The following is an 18,907-nucleotide window of genomic DNA, read 5'->3' on the forward strand; positions in this document are numbered from 1 at the left end:
TGCGGCGTCCGCATCCCGTTTCGTGGCTTCTCGGGGCCGTGTCTGCTGACGCGGATTCCATAGTCCGGGGCTGAGGAAGCACCCCGGAGTGGGTCTTCACACCTGTGTACAACGTAGATCCCTCCCTCAGAAGTTTCTGGGGCTGGTCAACCACCCCGAGGAACCGAGCAAAGCTCACTCCTTCAGGGCCGAGAAGTTGACGCCTTCACCTCCGTCGGGCTCGCGCCCACGCCGGCGCGTGCCGCCGCGTCCTTGAACGCCATCCACGGCAACAGCGCGCACTTCACCCGGGCGGGGTAGCGGGCGACACCCGCGAAGGCCACCCCGTCACCGAGCACGTCCTCGTCCGGCGTGACCTGGCCACGACCGGACATCAACTCCACGAACGCCTCGTGCACCGAGAACGCCTCGCCGGCCCGACGACCGGTGAGCAGCTCGTGCAGCACGCTCGCCGAGGCCTGGCTGATCGAGCAGCCCAGCCCCTCGTACGAGACGTCGTGCAGCACCTCGCCGTCGGTGGCCACCCGCACGGTGACCTCGTCACCGCAGGTCGGGTTGACGTGGTGCGCCTCGGCGACGACGGTCGCCGGGTCGTCCGCGTCGCGCAGGCCCCGGCCGTGCGGATGCTTGTAGTGGTCCAGGATGATCTCCTGGTAGAGCTGGTCGAGCTGCATCAGCCGAACACCTTCCGCACCTGCTCCAGGCCCGCCACCAGGGCGTCGATCTCCTCCGTGGTCGTGTAGAGGTAGAACGACGCCCGAGTCGTCGCCGGCACCCCGAAGCGGGTGCACACCGGGCGGGCGCAGTGGTGGCCGACCCGGACCTGCACACCGAGCGAGTCGAGGACCTGGCCGACGTCGTGCGGGTGGATGTCACCCAGGGCGAACGAGATCGTGCCGCCCCGGCCGACCGGCACGGTCGGGCCGAAGATCCGCAGCCCGGGCACGGTCGCGAGAGCGTCCAGCGCGTACGCGGTCAGCTGCTTCTCGTGCCACTGGATGGCCGCCATGCCGACGCCGGACAGGTAGTCCACCGCCGCGCCGAGCGCCACGGCCTCGGCGATCGGCGGGGTGCCCGCCTCGAACCGGGCCGGCGGCGCGGCGAAGGTCGACCCCGACAGCGCCACGGTCTCGATCATCGAACCGCCGCCGAGCACCGGCGGCATCGCGGCCAGCAGCTCGGCCCGGCCCCACAGCACGCCGATGCCGGTCGGGCCGCACATCTTGTGGCCGGTGAAGGCGATGAAGTCCGCGTCGTAGTCGACGACGTCCATCGGCATGTGCGGCACCGACTGCGAGCAGTCGAGCAGCAGCAGCGCGCCCACCGCACGGACCCGCGCGGTGATCCGCGACGTCGCGTTGACCGTCCCGAGGATGTTCGACATGTGCACCAGCGAGACGATCTTCGTCCGCTCGGTGATCAGGTCCTCCAGGCCCGACTCGTCGAGCCGGCCGTGGTCGGTGACCGGGAACCACCGCAGCGTCGCGCCAGTGCGCTCGCAGAGCAGCTGCCACGGGACGATGTTCGAGTGGTGCTCCATCTCGGAGATCACCACCTCGTCGCCCGGGCCCAGCCGGAACCGCGGGTCGGCGTCGGGCCGCAGCGACGCGTTCGAGAACGCGTACGCCACGATGTTGATCGCCTCGGTGGAGTTCTTGGTGAACACCACCTCGTCCACGCTCGGGGCGTTGATGAACGCCGCGACCTTGGCCCGCGCCGCCTCGTACGCCTCGGTGGCCTCGGTGCCCAGCGTGTGCACCGAGCGCGAGACGTTGGCGTTGTGCCGCTCGTAGTGCTGGCGCAGCACGTCGAGCACCTGCCGCGGCTTGTGCGACGTGTTCGCGCTGTCGAGGTAGACCAGCGGGTGCCCGTTGACCTCCCGCCCGAGGATCGGGAAGTCGGCCCGGACGGCGGCCACGTCGAAGCGCGGCACGCCGTCGTACTGCGGCATGCCCGGTGGGATCGCGATGCTGGTCATCGTCGACCGACCCTTCCTTGAGGTCAGGCTCGCGCCGAACCGGCTCCGGCGGCGTACCGCTCGTAGCCCTCTTCCTCGAGCTTGTCGGCCAGTTCCGGGCCGCCCTCCTCGACGATCCGGCCGGCGACGAAGACGTGCACCTGGTCCGGCTTGATGTAGCGCAGGATCCGGGTGTAGTGGGTGATCAGCAGCAGGCCGGTGTCGCCGGTGTCGCGCACCCGGTTGACGCCCTGGCTGACCACGCGGAGGGCGTCGACGTCGAGGCCGGAGTCGGTCTCGTCGAGGATCGCAATCTTCGGCTTGAGCAGCTCCAGCTGCACGATCTCGTGCCGCTTCTTCTCACCGCCGGAGAAGCCCTCGTTGACGTTGCGCTGGGCGAACGCCGGGTCCATCTGGAGGCGCTCCATGGCGCCCCGCAGCTCGCCGCCCCAGGTGCGCAGCTTCGGCGCCTCGCCGTCGATCGCGGTCTTGGCGGTACGCAGGAAGTTGGCCACCGACACGCCGGGCACCTCGACCGGGTACTGCATCGCCAGGAAGAGGCCGGCGCGGGCCCGCTCGTCGACGGACATCTCGAGGACGTCCTCGCCGTCGAGGGTCACCGAGCCGCCGGTGATCTCGTACTTGGGGTGACCGGCGATCGAGTACGCCAGGGTGGACTTGCCGGAGCCGTTCGGGCCCATGATGGCGTGGGTCTCCCCCGAACGCACGGTCAGGTCGACACCGTGCAGGATCGGCTTGAGCTCACCCTCGGGCAGCTTGACCGACACCTGCAGGTCACGGATCTCCAGGGTGCTCATTATCGGGTCACTCCATTGCTCGGCGTCAGGCTGACGTAGATGTCGCCGTCGCGGATCTCGACGGGGTAGACGGGTACGGGTTCGGTGGCGGGCAGCCCGGTCGGCTCGCCGGTGCGCAGGTCGAAACGGGAACCGTGCAGCCAGCACTCCAACGTGCAGCCCTCGACCTCGCCCTCGGAGAGCGGGACCGCGGCGTGCGAGCACTCGTCGTAGACGGCGTAGAACACGCCGTCCTCGCCGTGCACGATCGCCAGCTGGGTGCCGTCGACGTCCGCGCTGATTGCGGTGCCCTTCGGCACGTCCTCGGTGGAGCAGATGCGGATCATCAGGCGCCGGCCTTCGTCAACCGGGCCTCGATGGTCTCGCCCAGCCGCTCGCGCAGCTCCTCGACCGGGATCTTGTTGAGCAGCTCGGCGAAGAAGCCGCGCACCACCAGCCGGCGCGCCTCGGCCTCCGGGATGCCGCGGGCCATCAGGTAGAACAGCTGCTCGTCGTCGAAGCGGCCGGTCGCGCTCGCGTGGCCGGCGCCGGCGATCTCGCCGGTCTCGATCTCCAGATTGGGTACGGAGTCCGCCCGCGCGCCGTCGGTGAGCAGCAGGTTCCGGTTGATCTCGTAGGTGTCGGTGCCGGTCGCCTCGGCGCGGATCAGCACGTCGCCGACCCAGACCGTGCGGGCGCTCTCGCCCTGCAGGGCGCCCCGGTAGCCCACGTAGCTGCGGCAGTCCGGCACCGAGTGGTCGACCAGCTGCCGGTGCTCCAGGTGCTGGCCCGAGTCGGCGAAGTAGACGCCGTACAGCTCGGCCTCGCCGCCACGCTCGGTGTACTCGACGGTCGTGTACTGCCGGACCAGGTCGCCGCCGAGGCTGACCTGGACGTGCAGGACCCGCGCGTCACGGCCCAGCCGGACCTTGAGGTGCTGCGCCTGCACGGCGTCGTCGGCCCAGTCGGAGACCGTGACCAGGGTCAGCTTCGCCCCGTCGGCCACCGTCACCTCGACGTTGTCGGCGAGGGTCGCCGAGCCGACGTGCTCCAGCACCAGAATCGCCTCGGCGAACCGCCCCACCTCGACGAAGGTGTGCCCGAACGCCAGGCCCTCGGTGCCCTGCCCGACCACCCGCAGCGTCACCGGCTCGGCCACCACGGCCTCGCGGGCGACCTGCACCAGCAGCGCCTCCGCCGCACCGCCGTAGGCCAGCGCGCTGATCCGGTCGACCGGCGTGAGCACGCTGCCGACGCGGGGGGCGTCCTTCGCGATCCGCTCGACGGTGACGCCGGCCGGCAGGTCAGCGTGCTCGTGCCGGACCGTGCCGGTCGCCGCCGGCGCCCCACCGGTCAGGCCGCGGAGGCGCTTGAGCGGAGTGAACCGCCAATCCTCCTCCAGGCCGGTGAGGGCCGGGAAGTCGGCGACGTCGTACGAGCGGAGCGCCTGCGACTTGGTGCTGGGCGGCGCGGAAGCCTGGGTAGTCATCTCTTCCTTGCTGTTCTGCGACGATGTCTGGTGCTCGGTGCGGCGGGCCGGGGTCGCCCCGACCCGCCGCTCGGGTCGGGCCGGCGTCAGCCGACCGCGCCCTCCATCTGCAGCTCGATCAGGCGGTTGAGCTCCAGCGCGTACTCCATCGGAAGCTCCTTGGCGATCGGCTCGATGAAGCCGCGGACGATCATCGCCATCGCCTCGTCCTCGCTGAGGCCCCGGCTCATCAGGTAGAAGAGCTGGTCCTCGCTGACCTTCGAGACGGTCGCCTCGTGCCCCATCGACACGTCGTCCTCGCGGATGTCGACGTACGGGTAGGTGTCCGAGCGGGAGATCGTGTCGACCAGCAGCGCGTCGCACTTGACCGTGCTCTTGCTGCTGTGCGAGCCCTCCAGCACCTGGACCAGGCCCCGGTACGAGGTGCGGCCGCCGCCCCGGGCGATCGACTTGGAGACGATGGTGCTGCTGGTGTGCGGCGCGGCGTGCACCATCTTGGCGCCCGCGTCCTGGTGCTGGCCCTCACCGGCCATGGCCACCGACAGCACCTCGCCCTTGGCGTGCTCGCCGGTCATGTAGACCGCCGGGTACTTCATGGTGACCTTGGAGCCGATGTTGCCGTCGATCCACTCCATGGTCGCGCCCTCGTGGCAGACGGCGCGCTTGGTGACCAGGTTGTAGACGTTGTTCGACCAGTTCTGGATGGTCGTGTAACGGCAGCGGGCGTTCTTCTTGACGACGATCTCCACCACGGCGCTGTGCAGCGAGTCCGAGGAGTAGATGGGCGCGGTGCAGCCCTCGACGTAGTGCACGTACGCGCCCTCGTCGACGATGATCAGCGTCCGCTCGAACTGGCCCATGTTCTCCGTGTTGATCCGGAAGTAGGCCTGCAGCGGGATCTCCACGTGCACACCCTTCGGCACGTAGATGAACGAGCCGCCGGACCAGACGGAGGTGTTCAGCGCGGCGAACTTGTTGTCGCCGACCGGGATCACCGTGCCGAAGTACTCCTTGAAGAGGTCCTCGTGCTCCTTGAGGGCGGTGTCGGTGTCGAGGAAGACGACACCCTGCTCCTCCAGGTCCTCACGGATCTTGTGGTAGACGACCTCGGACTCGTACTGCGCCGCGACACCCGCGATCAGCCGCTGCTTCTCCGCCTCCGGGATGCCCAGCCGGTCGTAGGTGTTCTTGATGTCCTCGGGCAGGTCCTCCCAGCTGGTGGCCTGCTTCTCGGTGGACCGCACGAAGTACTTGATGTTGTCGAAGTCGATCCCGGTGAGGTCGGCGCCCCAGGCCGGCATCGGCTTGCGCTCGAACAGCCGCAAGCCCTTCAGGCGCAGGTCGAGCATCCAGGCCGGCTCGTTCTTCTTGGCCGAGATGTCCCGCACCACCGCCTCGTTGAGGCCGCGCTGGGCGGACGCCCCGGCCACGTCGGGGTCGGCCCAGCCGTACTCGTAGCGACCGAGGGCGGCGAGCTGCTCCTCCTGGGTCAGGGGCTGGACGATCTGCTCGGTCATCTATCTGTCCTCACAGTGGTGACGGTCTTTCCGGACTGGGCGCGCCCCGGCTGGGCCGGGATGTGCGTCGTGCACACCCCGTCGCCGTGCGCGATGGTGGCCAGGCGCTGCACGTGGCTGCCGACCAGACGGGAGATCACCGCGGTCTCGGCCTCGCACAGCTGGGGAAACTCGGCGGCCACGTGCGCCACCGGGCAGTGGTGCTGGCACAGCTGGCCGCCCGAGGCGATCGTGGACGCGTTGGCAGCGTAGCCCTCGGCGGTCAGCGCCCCCGCGAGCGCCTCCGCGCGCGCGAGCGGATCGTCGCCGGCGTCCTCCATGGCGGCCCGGCAGCGGGCCTCCAGCGCGGAGACCTGCTCGGCGGCGAACGCGTCCACCGCGTCCGAGCCGCCGTTACGCGCGATCCAGCGCAGCGCCGCGGTCGCCATGTTGTCGTAGTGGTGCGTGCCACAGCGGACCCGGGCGGCCTCGGTCAGCACGAACACCTTGGCCGGGCGGCCGCGCCCCCGGTGACCCCGCACCACCTGCTGACGGGCGACCACGTCACCCTCGGCGAGCATCGCGTCGAGGTGCCGGCGGATGGCGGCGGGGCTGAGCCCGAGGGCGTGCCCCAGCTGCGCCGCGGTGGTGGCACCTCGCTCCAGGAGCAACTGGGTGACCCGGTCACGGGTCGAGAGATCGGACGCGGCAGACTGGGGTACGCCCGGCTGACCGGCGGCCCCGACGGGCGCCGGCCGGTGCCCGGAGACTCCCGCCGCGTTTTTCACAACGCCAACGTTACGTATTTCGTCAGGCGCCTGCAAACCCGGGGTCCGGTGATCCGAGCCACCGCGCGTACGGAGGTCACCCGATCGGGTTCCACTACAGTGCGTAGGATTTGGCCGTGACTCCTGCCGTCCGGTTCCCGGTCTCCCGCACCCTGCTGCGCCGTCTGGCGTTCGCCAGCATCGTCGCGAACGTCGCGATCGTCGTCACCGGTGGGGCCGTCCGGTTGACCGCCTCCGGTCTGGGGTGCCCCACCTGGCCCCGGTGCACCGACGAGTCATACACCACCACGCCCGAGATGGGCGTGCACGGGGTGATCGAGTTCGGCAACCGCCTGCTCACCTTCGCGGTCGGCGTCATCGCGCTCGCCGTGGTGCTGGCCGTCCTGCTGCACCGGCCCCGTCGGCGGGGCCTGCTGCCGCTCGCGGTCGGCGTGCTGCTCGGCATCCCGGCACAGGCGGTCATCGGCGGTATCACCGTCCTCACCAACCTCAACCCGTGGGTGGTCGGGCTGCACTTCCTCGCCTCGATGGTGGTGATCGCGGCCGCGTACATCCTCTGGCGACGCAGCGGGGAGCCGGACGGCCCGGTGACGCCCGTGGTGCCCGGCCCGCTGCGCGCCCTCGCCGTGCTCACCACCGTGGTCAGCGCGTCCGTGCTGGTGGTCGGCACCTGGGTCACCGGCAGCGGCCCGCACGCCGGAGACGGCGGCGCGGCCCGCAACGGCCTCGACCCGGAGCAGATCTCCCAGGTCCACGCCGACGGGGTCTTCCTGCTGATCGGCCTCTCCGTTGCGCTGGTCTTCGCGTTCCGGGCGGTCGGGGCGCAGCGCGCCTACCGGGCGGCGCTGGTGCTGGTCGCGGTCGAGCTGGGCCAGGGCGTGATCGGCTTCGTGCAGTACTTCACCGACCTGCCGGCGATCCTCGTCGGCGCCCACATGCTCGGCTCCTGCCTGGTGCTGCTGGCGACCCTCTCGGTGCTCTGGTCCACCCGCGAGCGCCACCCCGTCGGCCCCGCCCCGGCCCCCGCCGCCGCGACCGAGGCGTCCGTCCCGGCCCACGCCTGACCCGTCCCGACCCCGATCACGCCACCGGCACGCTCACCGCGGCCTGCCCGCTCCTGCTCGCCGGTGGGTCCGAGGGCGCCCCGCGCCCCGCGCCCGAGCCCGAGCCCGAGCCCCACGCGCGTCGGCACACGGTTCTCGCGGCCCCCACGCGACTCGACACCCGTCGCAGCCCCACGCGCGTCAGCACCCGCGTACGAGCTTGCGCGGGCACCGACGTCCGGCACCTTTCAGGTGAGGTGCGTGCGGATCGCTTCGGCCAGGCGGTCGGGAGCGCCGTCGGCGTACCCCAGGAACAGCGACGGCTCGGTCAGCTCCAGCTCGACCAGGACCGGCGCGCCGTCCGCGCCCGGGATCAGGTCGACCCGGGCGTAGAGCAGGCGGTCCGGCCCGCCCGGCACGGCCGCGAGCGTCTTCTCCGCCACCGCGAGCTGCTCCGGCGTGGCGGTGCGGGCGGTGATCCGCTCGGGCTTGTACAGGCCGTCCACGCCCAGGTCGGGGCCGGTCAGCATCGCGCCCTTGCGGATCGCGTGGCTGAACGCGAGCCCGTCGGGGCCGGCGAGGAACAGCAGCGCGGTCTCCCCGTCGGTGTCGACGGCCGAGAGGTACGGCTGGACCATGGTGACCCGGCCGGCCTCGCCGAGCCGCCGGACGTGCGCCCGGGCGAGTTCCCGGTGCTCGGGGTCGGCCAGGTCGTACCGGCCGGTGTCCTGGCTGCCGGCGCTGACCGAGGGCTTGAGGACGTACTCCCCCCGGTCGGCGGGGAGCTCCCACTCCGCGCCCGGCGCGACCCAGGAGGTGGGCACCGTGGGTACGCCGGCGGCGGAGAGCTCGTCGAGGTAGCGCTTGTCGGTGTTCCAGGCGATGAGGTCCGCCGGGTTGGCCAGGGCGGGCACGGCGGCGGCCCAGGCGACGAACTCGTCCCGCCGGGGCATGTAGTCCCAGGGCGAGCGGAGCACCGCGAGGTCGTAGGCGGCCCAGTCGACGGTCGGGTCGTCCCAGACGGCCGGCTCGGCGGTCACACCCCGGGCCGCCAGTGGAGCGATGACGAGACGGTCGTCGTCCTCCAGCTCGGCCAGGGCGGCACAGGTGACGAGAGCGACCCGGGGTCTCCCCCGGGTCGCCTGGTAGTGGTTGGTCAATTCGGTTTTCTCAATATCTCAACGGGCCATCGTACGCCGGGCCATCGACCGCCAGAGGTCGTTGCTCGGACGCATCTGGTCCATCAGTTCACGCTCCCAGGCGTTCTCGACGGTGACTCCCGCCTTGGCGCACGCCTGCCGCGCGACGACGGTGTCGTCCGCGAACTGGTCGCCCCAGGCCCCGTCGGAGCCGACGAGGACGATGCGTGCGCCGCGCTTGCCGACGTACTCGATGACCGCCTTCGCCCCGCCGTGTCCGGCGGCGAACGACTTGATCCCCGCGACCAGGCCGCTCGGGGCCGGGTCGGTGGCGGTCTGCTCAGCCGTCAGCGTCGTATCGGAACCATCTGCCATGACGCGAAGCCTAAGCAGACTTGCACCCGGCCGGGCGAGTTCCGTGAACCTTTTGTGATGCCAATTACCTTGAGGTTTAAGGAAGACCAAAGGTGATTCGCCCGGTTATATCCGTATTTTCCTCGTGATTTTGCCAGGACAAAGTTGCCCAGACGTGAACAGCCAGGTCAGGCCGGATGTGTGGGAAATACCTCCGACTCATTGTCGGAAGCAGGACAGGCCATCGATCGCGACGAAAGCTGGTGCGGCGGTCAGATCAGCGCGTCCACGGCGACCGCCGCGAACAGGATGGTCAGGTAGGTCGTCGACCAGTGGAACAGCCGCATCGGCTTGACCGCCTGGCCCCGCGCCGCCCGGCGCGCCAGCTTGTGCGACTCCAGGATGAAGACCGCCCCCACGACCAGGGCCGGCAGCCCGTAGACCGCGCTCATCCCGAGCGGCCAGACCGCGAGCGACGTCAGCACGGTCAGCCACGCGAAGATCAGGATCTCGGCGTTGACCCGCCGGGTCGACGCCACGACGGGCAGCATCGGTACGCCCGCCCGCGCGTAGTCGTCCTTGTACTTCATCGCGAGCGGGTAGAAGTGCGGCATCTGCCAGAAGAAGACGACGCCGAACAGCGCCCAGGCCGCCGGCGAGAGCGAGCCGGTCACGGCGGCCCAGCCGATCAGCACCGGGGCGGCGCCGCACGCCCCGCCCCAGAACGTGTTCGCCGTCGTGGTCCGCTTCAACCAGAGCGTGTACACCAGGTCGTAGTAGAGGATCGCGGCGAGGGTGAGGCCGGCGGCCAGGAGGTTGGTGAACACGGCCATCAGGGCGACCGCGACCACCGCCAGCACCACGCCGAAGATCAGGGCGTTGCGCGGCGTGACGGTGTGCGTCGGCAGCGGGCGGCGCTTGGTCCGCCGCATCACCTCGTCGATGTCCCGGTCGATGTAGCAGTTGATGACGCTGGCCGCGCCGGCCGCCAGCGATCCGCCGACGAGCACCACGGCCACCAGCCACAGCGACGGCATGCCACCGTGCGCGAGCATCATCGCCGGCACCGTCGTGACCAGCAGCAGCTCCACGATCCGGGGCTTGGTCAGCGTCAGGTACGCCGCGAACACCGCCCGCAGGTCGCGCCGGGGGGGAACCGGCTCGGTCGCCGCCGTGCGCCCCGGCCGCCCCGCAGTCTTCCTGACGGGACGCTCGGTGATCATGCTCACGGATTGCCACCCTTCCGGCGTCGGCTGGGGAGGTCGGTGTCGGTCAGGCCCGCTCGGGCCCGCACACCGCCCCACACACTACGCGCTGTCGTTTTGGCTGCCCGGGCGACCCGGTAACGGTGCGAGCCGTCACACCCACGATCGAACGATCCAACCACCCGGAGCCGTACAGAACGGCATGCAGAGATCCCCGGGCGGACGTTTAGGACCGCTCGATAGGGTCAGCAAGTGAGGGTTCCGCCCATCTGCCGAGGAGCACAACCAACGTGGCTGCCAACCGATCCGAGCATCCTCCACTGAACTGGTCCGACCTCGACCGCCGGGCTGTCGACACCGTCCGGGTGTTGGCCATGGACGCCGTCGAGAAGTCCGGCAACGGCCACCCGGGCACCGCGATGAGCCTCGCGCCCGCGGCGTACCTGCTCTTCAACCGGGTGATGCGGCACAACCCCGCCGACCCGACCTGGCCCGGCCGGGACCGGTTCGTCCTCTCCGCCGGCCACTCCAGCCTCACGCTCTACATCCAGCTGTTCCTCTCCGGTTACCCGCTCAGCCTCGAGGACCTCAAGTCGCTGCGGCAGTGGGGCTCGCTCACCCCGGGCCACCCGGAGCACGGGCACACCCCGGGCGTGGAGACCACGACCGGCCCGCTCGGGCAGGGTCTCGGCAACGCGGTCGGCATGGCGATGGCGGCCCGCCGCGAGCGCGGCCTGTTCGACCCGGAGGCCGAGCCGGGCGGCTCGGTCTTCGACCACGACATCTGGTGCATCGCCTCGGACGGCGACATCGAGGAGGGCATCAGCCACGAGGCGAGCGCCCTCGCCGGTCACCAGCAGCTGGGCAACCTCTGCGTGATCTACGACGACAACGAGATCTCGATCGAGGACGACACCCGCATCGCGAAGAGCGAGGACGTCGCGGCCCGCTACGAGGCGTACGGGTGGCACGTCCAGACCGTCGACTGGCGCCGCGGCGACGCCGACCAGGGCGACTACCACGAGGACGTGGAGGCGCTGCACCGGGCGCTGCTGGCCGCCAAGGCCGAGACCGGCCGCCCGTCGTTCATCGCGCTGCGCACCATCATCGGCTGGCCCGCGCCGAACAAGCAGAACACCGGCAAGATCCACGGGTCCGCGCTCGGCGCCGACGAGGTGGCCGCCACCAAGCAGATCCTCGGCTTCGACCCGCAAGGGACCTTCGAGGTCGACGACGACGTGCTCAAGCACGCCCGGCAGGTGATGGAGCGCGGCGCGGCGGCGCAGCGCACCTGGACCGCCGCCTTCGAAGGCTGGGCGCAGGGCAACCCCGAGCGCAAGGCCCTGTACGACCGGCTGGCTGCGCGGAAGCTGCCGGACGGCTGGGCGGACGCGCTGCCGGAGTTCCCGGCCGACGCCAAGGGCATCGCCACCCGCGCCGCGTCCGGCAAGGTCCTGGAGGCGCTCGCGCCGGTGCTGCCGGAGCTGTGGGGCGGTTCGGCCGACCTGGCCGAGAGCAACAACACCACCATGAAGGGCGAGCCGTCCTTCGTCCCGGCGGTGCACGCCACCAAGGACTTCCCGGGCCACGAGTACGGCCGCACGCTGCACTTCGGCATCCGCGAGCACGCGATGGGAGCGATCCTCAACGGCATCGCGCTGCACGGCGGCACCCGCCCGTACGGCGGCACCTTCCTCGTCTTCAGCGACTACATGCGCCCCTCGGTACGGCTGGCGGCGCTGATGAAGCTGCCGGTGGTCTACGTCTGGACGCACGACTCGATCGGTCTCGGCGAGGACGGCCCGACCCACCAGCCGGTCGAGCATCTGAGCGCGCTGCGGGCGATCCCGGGCCTGGACGTGGTGCGCCCCGCCGACGCGAACGAGACCGCCTGGGCCTGGCGGCAGGCGCTGGAGCACACCGACCGGCCGACGGCGCTGGCGCTGAGCCGGCAGGCGCTGCCGACCCTGGACCGCTCGACCCTGGCCGGCGCCGAGGGCGTCGCCCGCGGCGGGTACGTGCTGGCCGAGGCGTCGAACGGCAAGCCGCAGGTGATCCTGATCGGCACCGGGTCGGAGGTGCAGCTCTGCCTCACCGCGCGGGAGCGGCTGGAGGCCGACGGCACCCCCACCCGGGTGGTGTCCATGCCCTGCCAGGAGTGGTTCGCCGAGCAGGACGAGGCGTACCGGGAATCGGTGCTCCCGAGAGGGGTACGCGCCCGGGTGAGCGTCGAGGCGGGGATCGCCATGTCGTGGCGGGCGATCGTCGGCGACTGCGGCGAGTGCGTCAGCCTCGAGCACTACGGGGCGAGCGCTCCCCACTCGGTGCTCTTTGAGCAGTTCGGGTTCACCCCCGACCGGATCGTGGCCGCCGCGCACGCGGCGCTGACCCGGGTCGGCGACATCACCGGTTTCACGACCGGCAACTGAGGGGAGCGTGACGGGCATGACGGACAGGTTGGGTGAGCTCACCGCCGCGGGCGTGGCGATCTGGCTCGATGATCTCTCGCGGGTACGGCTGAGCACCGGCGGGCTGGACCAGCTGCGCCGGGAGAAGCACCTCGTCGGGGTGACCAGCAACCCGACGATCTTCGCCAAGGCGCTGAGCGACGCCGACGAGTACGACTGGCAGCTGCGCGACCTCGCCACCCGGGGGGTGGACGTCGAGGAGGCGGTCCGCAACCTCACCGCGTACGACGTACGGTGGGCGTGCGACGTGATGCGCCCGGCGTACGACGCGACGGCGGGCGTGGACGGGCGGGTCTCGCTGGAGGTGGACCCGCGGCTGGCGTACGAGACGGACAAGACCGTCGCCGAGGCCAAGGCGCTCTGGTGGCTGGTCGACCGGCCGAATTTGTTCATCAAGATCCCGGCCACCGAGGCCGGCCTGCCGGCGATCACCGCCGCCCTCGCCGAGGGGATCAGCGTGAACGTCACCCTGATCTTCGGCCTGGACCGGTACTCACAGGTGATGGAGGCGTTCCTCGCCGGCATGGAACAGGCGAAGGCGAACGGCCACGACCTGTCGAAGATCGGCTCGGTGGCGTCGTTCTTCGTCTCCCGGGTCGACACCGAGGTCGACAAGCGGCTGGAGAAGATCGGCTCGGAGCAGGCCCGGGCGCTGCGCGGCAAGGCCGCGGTGGCCAACGCCCGGCTGGCGTACGAGCGCTACGGCGAGGTCTTCTCGTCCGCCCGCTGGCAGGCCCTCGCCGATGCCGGGGCGCACCCGCAGCGGCCGCTGTGGGCCTCCACGTCGACGAAGAACCCGGACTACCGGGACGTGATCTACGTCGAGGAGCTGATCGCCCCGGGCACGGTCAACACGATGCCGGAGGCGGTGATCCACGCCTACGCCGACCACGGCGAGACCCGTGGCGACACCGTCACCGGGGCCTACGACGAGGCCCGGAAGGTCTTCGCGGACCTGGAGTCGGCCGGCGTCGACATGGCCGACGTGATCGACATCCTGGAGCGCGAGGGTGTGGAGAAGTTCGAGGTGAGCTGGAACGAGCTGATCGACGGCGTCCGCAAGTCGCTCGCCGCGGCCGCCGGCGGCACCGGCCACCCGGGCGACGCCGCGAAGGGCAACGCGAAGGCCGCCGAGCGGGCCGGAGGAAATGCATGAGCGAGCTTCTCGCGCAGCCGGCCGACACCGCGGCCGGGCTCACCGTCCACGGCGCCGACTCGGTCGACAAGGCCGCCGCCGCCTCCACCCGGGAGGCGGTCGTCGCGAACGGCGTGCCGGGCCGGCTCGCCGCGAAGGACCCGACCCTGTGGGGCCCGGAAGCGGAGGCCGAGGCGAAGATCCGGCTGGGCTGGGTGGACACGCACACCCGCAGCCGGGACCTGCTCCCCCAGCTCGCCGAGCTGCGCGCGGAGCTGGGCGACCTGGACCACGTCGTGCTGGCCGGGATGGGCGGCTCCTCGCTGGCGCCCGAGGTGATCGCCCGCACGCTCGGCCGGCCGCTGACCATCCTGGACACCACCGACCCGGGGCAGGTCCGGGCGGCGCTCGCCGACCGGTTGGACCGTACGGTCGTCGTGGTGGCCAGCAAGTCCGGCTCGACGGTGGAGACCGACAGCCACCGGCGGGCGTACTGGCAGGCGTTCCTGGACGCGGGGATGTCCGAGGCGGAGGCCGGGCGGCACTTCGTGATCGTCACCGACCCGGGTTCGCCGCTGGCGGCGACCGCCGCCGAGATGGGCGCGTTCACCGTGCTGGCCGACCCGAACGTGGGCGGCCGGTTCTCCGCGCTGACCGCGTTCGGGTTGGTGCCGACCGCGCTGGCCGGCGTCGAGGTGGTCGAACTGCTGGACCAGGCCGACGCGCTCGCCGCCGCGCTCAACGGCGAGCGGGACAATCCGGCACTCGCGCTGGGCGCCGCCCTCGGCGCGGCGGCCACGATGGGCCGGGACAAGGTCGCGCTGGTCTCCGACGGCACCGGCATCGACGGGCTGGGCGACTGGGCCGAGCAGCTGCTCGCCGAGTCGACCGGCAAGGCGGGGGTCGGCATCCTGCCGGTCGTCGTCGAGTCGCCGACCAGCCCGGGCGCCACCGGCGACGACGTGCTCACCGTGACGTACGGCGGGGCGCTGGCGCCCGGGGCCGTGCCGGGTGGCGGGTGCGAGCCGGACGTGGCGGTGAACGGGCCGCTGGGCGCGCAGTTCCTCGCCTGGGAGTACGCCACCGCGGTCGCCGGCGTGGTGCTCGGCATCGACCCGTTCAACCAGCCGAACGTCACCGAGAGCAAGGACAACACCAACCGGATCCTGGCGTCCGGCCTGCCGGCCGAGGCGCCGTCGAGCACCTCGGGCGCCATCGAGGTGTACGCCCCGGCGGGCGCACCGGGTGACCTGGCGGGCGCGCTGCGCTGGCTGGTCGACGGGCTCGGCGACGACGGGTACCTCGCGGTGATGGCGTACCTCGACCGGTTCGCCGAGGCGGACGCGGCCCGGTTGCGGCCGGCGCTGGCCGAGGCGGCCGGCCGGCCGGTGACCTTCGGCTGGGGCCCGCGGTTCCTGCACTCCACCGGGCAGTACCACAAGGGCGGCCCGCAGGTGGGCAGCTTCCTCCAGATCACCGGTGCGGTCGACGTTGATCTGCCGGTGCCCGGCAAGCCGTACACCTTCGGGGAGCTGCAGGCGGCGCAGGCCGCCGGCGACCGGCAGGCGCTGGCCGGCCGGGAGCGCCCGGTGCTGCGGCTGCACCTGACCGACCGGTCCGCGGGCGTGGCCCAGCTGCTGGATACGGTCGGGGCACTGCGCGCGTGACGATGACCGAGGTGACGAGGCGGAGCGAGGAGACGGTGTGACGAACCCGCTACGCGACCCGCAGGACCGGCGGCTGCCGAGGATCCCGGAGCCCTGCGCCCTGGTGATCTTCGGCGTCACCGGAGACCTGGCCCGCAAGAAGCTGCTACCGGCCGTGTACGACCTCGCGAACCGGGGACTGCTGCCACCGGGCTTCGTCGTGCTCGGGTTCGCCCGCCGCGACTGGGGCGACGGCGACTTCGAGTCGCTGGCCCACGAGGCGGCGAAGGCGCACTCCCGCACCCCCTGGCGGGAGGAGGTGTGGGCCCGGCTGGCCGGGAACATCAAGTTCGTCGGCGGATCGTTCGACGACGACGCCGCCTTCGACCACCTGGCCGCCACGCTCCAGGACCTGCGCCAGTCGCACGGCATCACGGGCAACGCCGCGTTCTACTTCTCCATCCCCCCGGCGGCGTTCCCGGTGGTGCTCAAGCAGCTCGCCCGCACCGGGATGGCCGACAACGACAAGTGCGGCGGGTGGCGGCGGGTGGTGGTGGAGAAGCCGTTCGGGCACGACCTGTCGTCCGCCAAGGCGCTCAACGAGCTGGTCGACGACGTCTTCACCCGCCGGGACGTCTTCCGGATCGACCACTACCTGGGCAAGGAGACCGTCCAGAACATCCTCGCCCTGCGGTTCGCCAACAACCTCTTCGAGCCGCTGTGGAACTCGAAGTACGTCGACTCGGTGCAGATCACCATGGCCGAGGACGTGGGCATCGGCACCCGGGCCGGCTTCTACGACTCGGCCGGCGCGGCCCGCGACGTCCTCCAGAACCACCTGCTCCAGCTGCTGGCGCTGGTGGCGATGGAGGAGCCGACCAGCTTCGACGCCGACGAGATCCGCACCGAGAAGCTCAAGGTGCTCAAGGCGATCACCCTGCCGAAGGACGTCAGCCAGGGCACCGTACGCGGCCAGTACCTGCCGGGTTGGGTCGCCGGCCAGCGGGCGGTCGGCTACCTCGAGGAGGAGGGTGTCCCGCCGGACTCCACGACGGAGACGTACGTGGCGGTGCGTCTGGGGATCCAGAACCGCCGCTGGGCCGAGGTGCCCTTCTACATCCGTGCCGGCAAGCGGCTGCCCCGCCGGGTGACCGAGGTCGCCATCATGTTCAAGAAGGCCCCGCACCTGCCGTTCAACGCGACCGACGTCGAGTCGCTGGGCAACAACCAGCTCGTCATCCGGGTCCAGCCGGACGAGGGTGTGGTGCTCAAGTTCGGCTCCAAGGTGCCCGGCACCGCGATGGAGGTCCGCGACATCGCGATGGACTTCCAGTACGGCGAGGCGTTCACCGAGGCCAGCCCGGAGGCGTACGAGCGGCTGGTGCTGGACGTGCTGATCGGCGACCGGACGCTCTTCCCCGACGCCGCCGAGGTCGAGCAGAGCTGGGCGGTGGTGGACCCGCTGGAGCACGCGTGGGCGGGCACGACGCCGGAACCGTACCGGGCCGGCGAGTGGGGCCCCCGCGCGGCCGACGAGATGCTGGCCCGCGAGGGCCGGGCCTGGCGGCGGGCGTGACAACCGAGCGACGCGAGCGGACCGGGAGGCTCCTGTGATCAGCCTGTGGGACACCACCGGCAACGAGGTGGTCAAGGCACTCGCTGCCGAGCGGCGCAGCGCCGGCGGGGTGGCCAGCGGCATGGCGCTCAGCCTGATCGTGGTGGTGGACGAGAAGCGGGTCCGGGAGGCGGAGGCGGCGGTGACGATCGCCTCCGCCGCGCACCCGTGCCGGCTGCTGGTGGTGGTCCGCTCCGACGTGGAGCGGGACCGCAACCGGCTGGACGCGGAGATCGTCGTGGGTGGCCGGCTCGGGCCCGGCGAGGCGGTGGTCACCCGGATGTACGGGCGGCTCGCCCTGCACGCCGAGTCGGTGGTGCTGCCGCTGCTGGTGCCGGACGTGCCGGTGGTCACCTGGTGGCACGGCGAGCCGCCGGCGGAGATCGCGACCGACTTCCTCGGCGTGGTGGCCGACCGGCGCATCACCGACGCGGCGCAGGCCGCCGACCCGATCGAGGCGCTGCGCCAGCGGGCCCGCGACTACGTTCCCGGCGACACGGACCTGGCCTGGACCCGGATCACGCTGTGGCGGACCCTGGTGGCGGGCGCGTTCGACACCACGGCGGCGGAGGTCACCGAGGCGACCGTGGTGGCGCCGCGGAGCGACCCGACGGCGGCGCTGATGCGCGGCTGGCTGGCCGCCCGGCTCGGCATCGAACCGCAGTGGGCGCACACCGACCAGCACCCGCGGATGCACGAGGTGCAGCTGCGCTGCGCCAACGGCGACGAGCTGACGCTGACCCGCAACGACAGCATGGCGGTCTTCCGGCGTACCGGCCAGGAGGACCGGCACCTGCCGCTGGTGCGCCGGCCGCTCGGCGACGAGCTGGCCGAGGAGCTGCGCCGGCTCGACGCCGACCAGGTGTACGCCGAGGCGCTCGGCGCCGCGGCGGGGCTGCCCGGGCTGGAGCAGCGCCCCGCCCAGCGGGTGCACGTCTGGAAGGACCCGGCGGAGGCCCAGCGGGCCGAGGCGGGGGTCACCGCGCACGCAGGGACCGCGCAGGCATGAGCGAGGCTGCTGTCGCGGTGCACGCCGACCCCGACCTGCTCGCGCAGGCGGTGGCGGCCCGGCTGGTGGTCCGGCTCCTCGACGCGCAGGCCGAACGCGGCCAGGCGTCGGTGGTGCTGACCGGCGGGCGGATCGCCGCCGCAGTGTACCGGGCGGTGGCGGCGCTGCCGGCCCGGGACGCGGTGGACTGGGCCCGGGTGGACGTGTGGTGGGGTGACGAGCGGTTCCTGCCGGCCGGCGACCCGGAGCGCAACGAGACGCAGGCCCGGGCGGCGCTGCTGGACGCGGTGCCGCTGGATCCGGCCCGGGTGCACCCGATGCCGGCCTCGGACGGCCCGGCCGGCGACCCGGAGGAGGCCGCTGCCGGGTACGCCGCCGAGCTGGCCCGGGCGGCCCGCCCGGGCACCGCCACGCTCCCCCACTTCGACGTGCTGCTGCTCGGGGTGGGCGAGGACGGGCACGTGGCGTCGGTCTTCCCGGAGCATCCGGTGCACTACGAGAGCCGCCCGGTCAGCGCGGTGCGGGGCAGCCCGAAGCCGCCGCCGGTCCGCACCACCCTCACCCTGCCGGCGATCAACACCGCCGAGGAGGTGTGGCTGGTGGCCAGCGGCGCGGACAAGGCCCGTGCGGTCGGCATGGCGCTCGCCGGGGCGGGCCCGGTGCAGCTGCCGGCGGCCGGCGTGCAGGGCACGAGCCGTACCCTCTGGTTGCTCGACCGGGCCGCCGCGGCCGACGTGCCGGCCCGCTTCCGCAGCCTGCGCTGACC

17 protein-coding genes are annotated in these 18,907 nt (G+C 71.9%); 7 read left to right on the top strand and 10 right to left on the bottom strand.

Annotation, left to right across the window (positions count from 1 at the left end; translation table 11 throughout):
• Nucleotides 1–182: 182 nt before the first annotated feature.
• The 7 genes from sufU to EV376_RS26505 all read right to left on the bottom strand — a co-directional run bounded on the left by sufU (nt 183) and on the right by EV376_RS26505 (nt 6,527).
• Nucleotides 183–674 (bottom strand): Fe-S cluster assembly sulfur transfer protein SufU, encoded by a 492-nt coding sequence (gene sufU, locus EV376_RS26475; protein WP_130327594.1) that lies wholly within the window; start codon nt 672–674, stop codon nt 183–185.
• Nucleotides 674–1,978: a cysteine desulfurase gene (locus EV376_RS26480; protein WP_130327596.1), complete on the bottom strand. Its 1,305-nt coding sequence runs from the start codon at nt 1,976–1,978 to the stop codon at nt 674–676. The genes sufU and EV376_RS26480 overlap by 1 nt, the downstream gene beginning before the upstream one ends.
• A 23-nt stretch (nt 1,979–2,001) precedes the next feature.
• Nucleotides 2,002–2,775 carry a Fe-S cluster assembly ATPase SufC gene (gene sufC / locus EV376_RS26485; protein ID WP_130327598.1) on the bottom strand — a complete coding sequence of 258 codons (774 nt, stop codon included), beginning with the start codon at nt 2,773–2,775 and terminating at the stop codon, nt 2,002–2,004.
• A complete protein-coding gene (locus EV376_RS26490; RefSeq protein WP_130327600.1) occupies nt 2,775–3,101 on the bottom strand; it encodes a non-heme iron oxygenase ferredoxin subunit in 327 nt (108 codons plus the stop codon). Before EV376_RS26490 ends, sufC begins: the two co-directional genes overlap by 1 nt.
• Complete coding sequence (gene sufD, locus EV376_RS26495) at nt 3,101–4,243, bottom strand: Fe-S cluster assembly protein SufD (protein WP_130327602.1); 1,143 nt, start codon at nt 4,241–4,243, stop codon at nt 3,101–3,103. The genes EV376_RS26490 and sufD overlap by 1 nt, the downstream gene beginning before the upstream one ends.
• 86 nt (nt 4,244–4,329) lie before the next feature.
• A complete protein-coding gene (gene sufB / locus EV376_RS26500) occupies nt 4,330–5,760 on the bottom strand; it encodes a Fe-S cluster assembly protein SufB (RefSeq protein WP_130327604.1) in 1,431 nt (476 codons plus the stop codon).
• Nucleotides 5,757–6,527, bottom strand: a complete 771-nt coding sequence (locus tag EV376_RS26505) for a helix-turn-helix domain-containing protein (RefSeq protein WP_130327606.1) — start codon at nt 6,525–6,527, stop codon at nt 5,757–5,759. The genes sufB and EV376_RS26505 overlap by 4 nt, the downstream gene beginning before the upstream one ends.
• Before the next feature lie 116 nt (nt 6,528–6,643).
• On the opposite strand from EV376_RS26505, the gene EV376_RS26510 reads away from it, so the two are divergent.
• Nucleotides 6,644–7,591 carry a COX15/CtaA family protein gene (locus EV376_RS26510; protein WP_130327608.1) on the top strand — a complete coding sequence of 316 codons (948 nt, stop codon included), beginning with the start codon at nt 6,644–6,646 and terminating at the stop codon, nt 7,589–7,591.
• A 227-nt stretch (nt 7,592–7,818) separates the two neighbouring features.
• Here EV376_RS26510 and EV376_RS26515 read toward each other — a convergent pair whose 3' ends face one another.
• The 3 genes from EV376_RS26515 to EV376_RS26525 all read right to left on the bottom strand — a co-directional run bounded on the left by EV376_RS26515 (nt 7,819) and on the right by EV376_RS26525 (nt 10,292).
• On the bottom strand, nt 7,819–8,730 hold the full coding sequence (locus EV376_RS26515) for a hypothetical protein (RefSeq protein WP_130327610.1): 912 nt from the start codon (nt 8,728–8,730) through the stop codon (nt 7,819–7,821).
• An 18-nt stretch (nt 8,731–8,748) separates the two neighbouring features.
• Nucleotides 8,749–9,084: a hypothetical protein gene (locus EV376_RS26520; RefSeq protein ID WP_130327612.1), complete on the bottom strand. Its 336-nt coding sequence runs from the start codon at nt 9,082–9,084 to the stop codon at nt 8,749–8,751.
• A 251-nt stretch (nt 9,085–9,335) separates the two neighbouring features.
• Entirely contained in the window at nt 9,336–10,292 is a 957-nt protein-coding gene (locus tag EV376_RS26525) for a heme o synthase (RefSeq protein WP_130327614.1), read from the bottom strand.
• Between the two features lie 266 nt (nt 10,293–10,558).
• Here EV376_RS26525 and tkt point away from each other — a divergent pair, with 266 nt between their 5' ends.
• Genes tkt through pgl form a run of 6 tightly spaced genes read left to right on the top strand, consistent with a single transcriptional unit; the run spans nt 10,559 to nt 18,905 of the window.
• Nucleotides 10,559–12,697, top strand: a complete 2,139-nt coding sequence (gene tkt, locus EV376_RS26530; protein WP_130327616.1) for a transketolase — start codon at nt 10,559–10,561, stop codon at nt 12,695–12,697.
• Between the two features lie 16 nt (nt 12,698–12,713).
• Nucleotides 12,714–13,892 carry a transaldolase gene (gene tal / locus EV376_RS26535; protein WP_130327618.1) on the top strand — a complete coding sequence of 393 codons (1,179 nt, stop codon included), beginning with the start codon at nt 12,714–12,716 and terminating at the stop codon, nt 13,890–13,892.
• Entirely contained in the window at nt 13,889–15,538 is a 1,650-nt protein-coding gene (locus EV376_RS26540; protein WP_130327620.1) for a glucose-6-phosphate isomerase, read from the top strand. Before tal ends, EV376_RS26540 begins: the two co-directional genes overlap by 4 nt.
• 37 nt (nt 15,539–15,575) lie before the next feature.
• Nucleotides 15,576–17,093 carry a glucose-6-phosphate dehydrogenase gene (gene zwf, locus EV376_RS26545; protein ID WP_130327622.1) on the top strand — a complete coding sequence of 506 codons (1,518 nt, stop codon included), beginning with the start codon at nt 15,576–15,578 and terminating at the stop codon, nt 17,091–17,093.
• Between the two features lie 34 nt (nt 17,094–17,127).
• Nucleotides 17,128–18,141: a glucose-6-phosphate dehydrogenase assembly protein OpcA gene (locus tag EV376_RS26550; RefSeq protein WP_130327624.1), complete on the top strand. Its 1,014-nt coding sequence runs from the start codon at nt 17,128–17,130 to the stop codon at nt 18,139–18,141.
• Nucleotides 18,138–18,905 carry a 6-phosphogluconolactonase gene (pgl, locus tag EV376_RS26555; protein ID WP_130327626.1) on the top strand — a complete coding sequence of 256 codons (768 nt, stop codon included), beginning with the start codon at nt 18,138–18,140 and terminating at the stop codon, nt 18,903–18,905. Before EV376_RS26550 ends, pgl begins: the two co-directional genes overlap by 4 nt.
• Nucleotides 18,906–18,907 lie beyond the last annotated feature (2 nt).

This window comes from Micromonospora sp. CNZ295, from assembly GCF_004217535.1.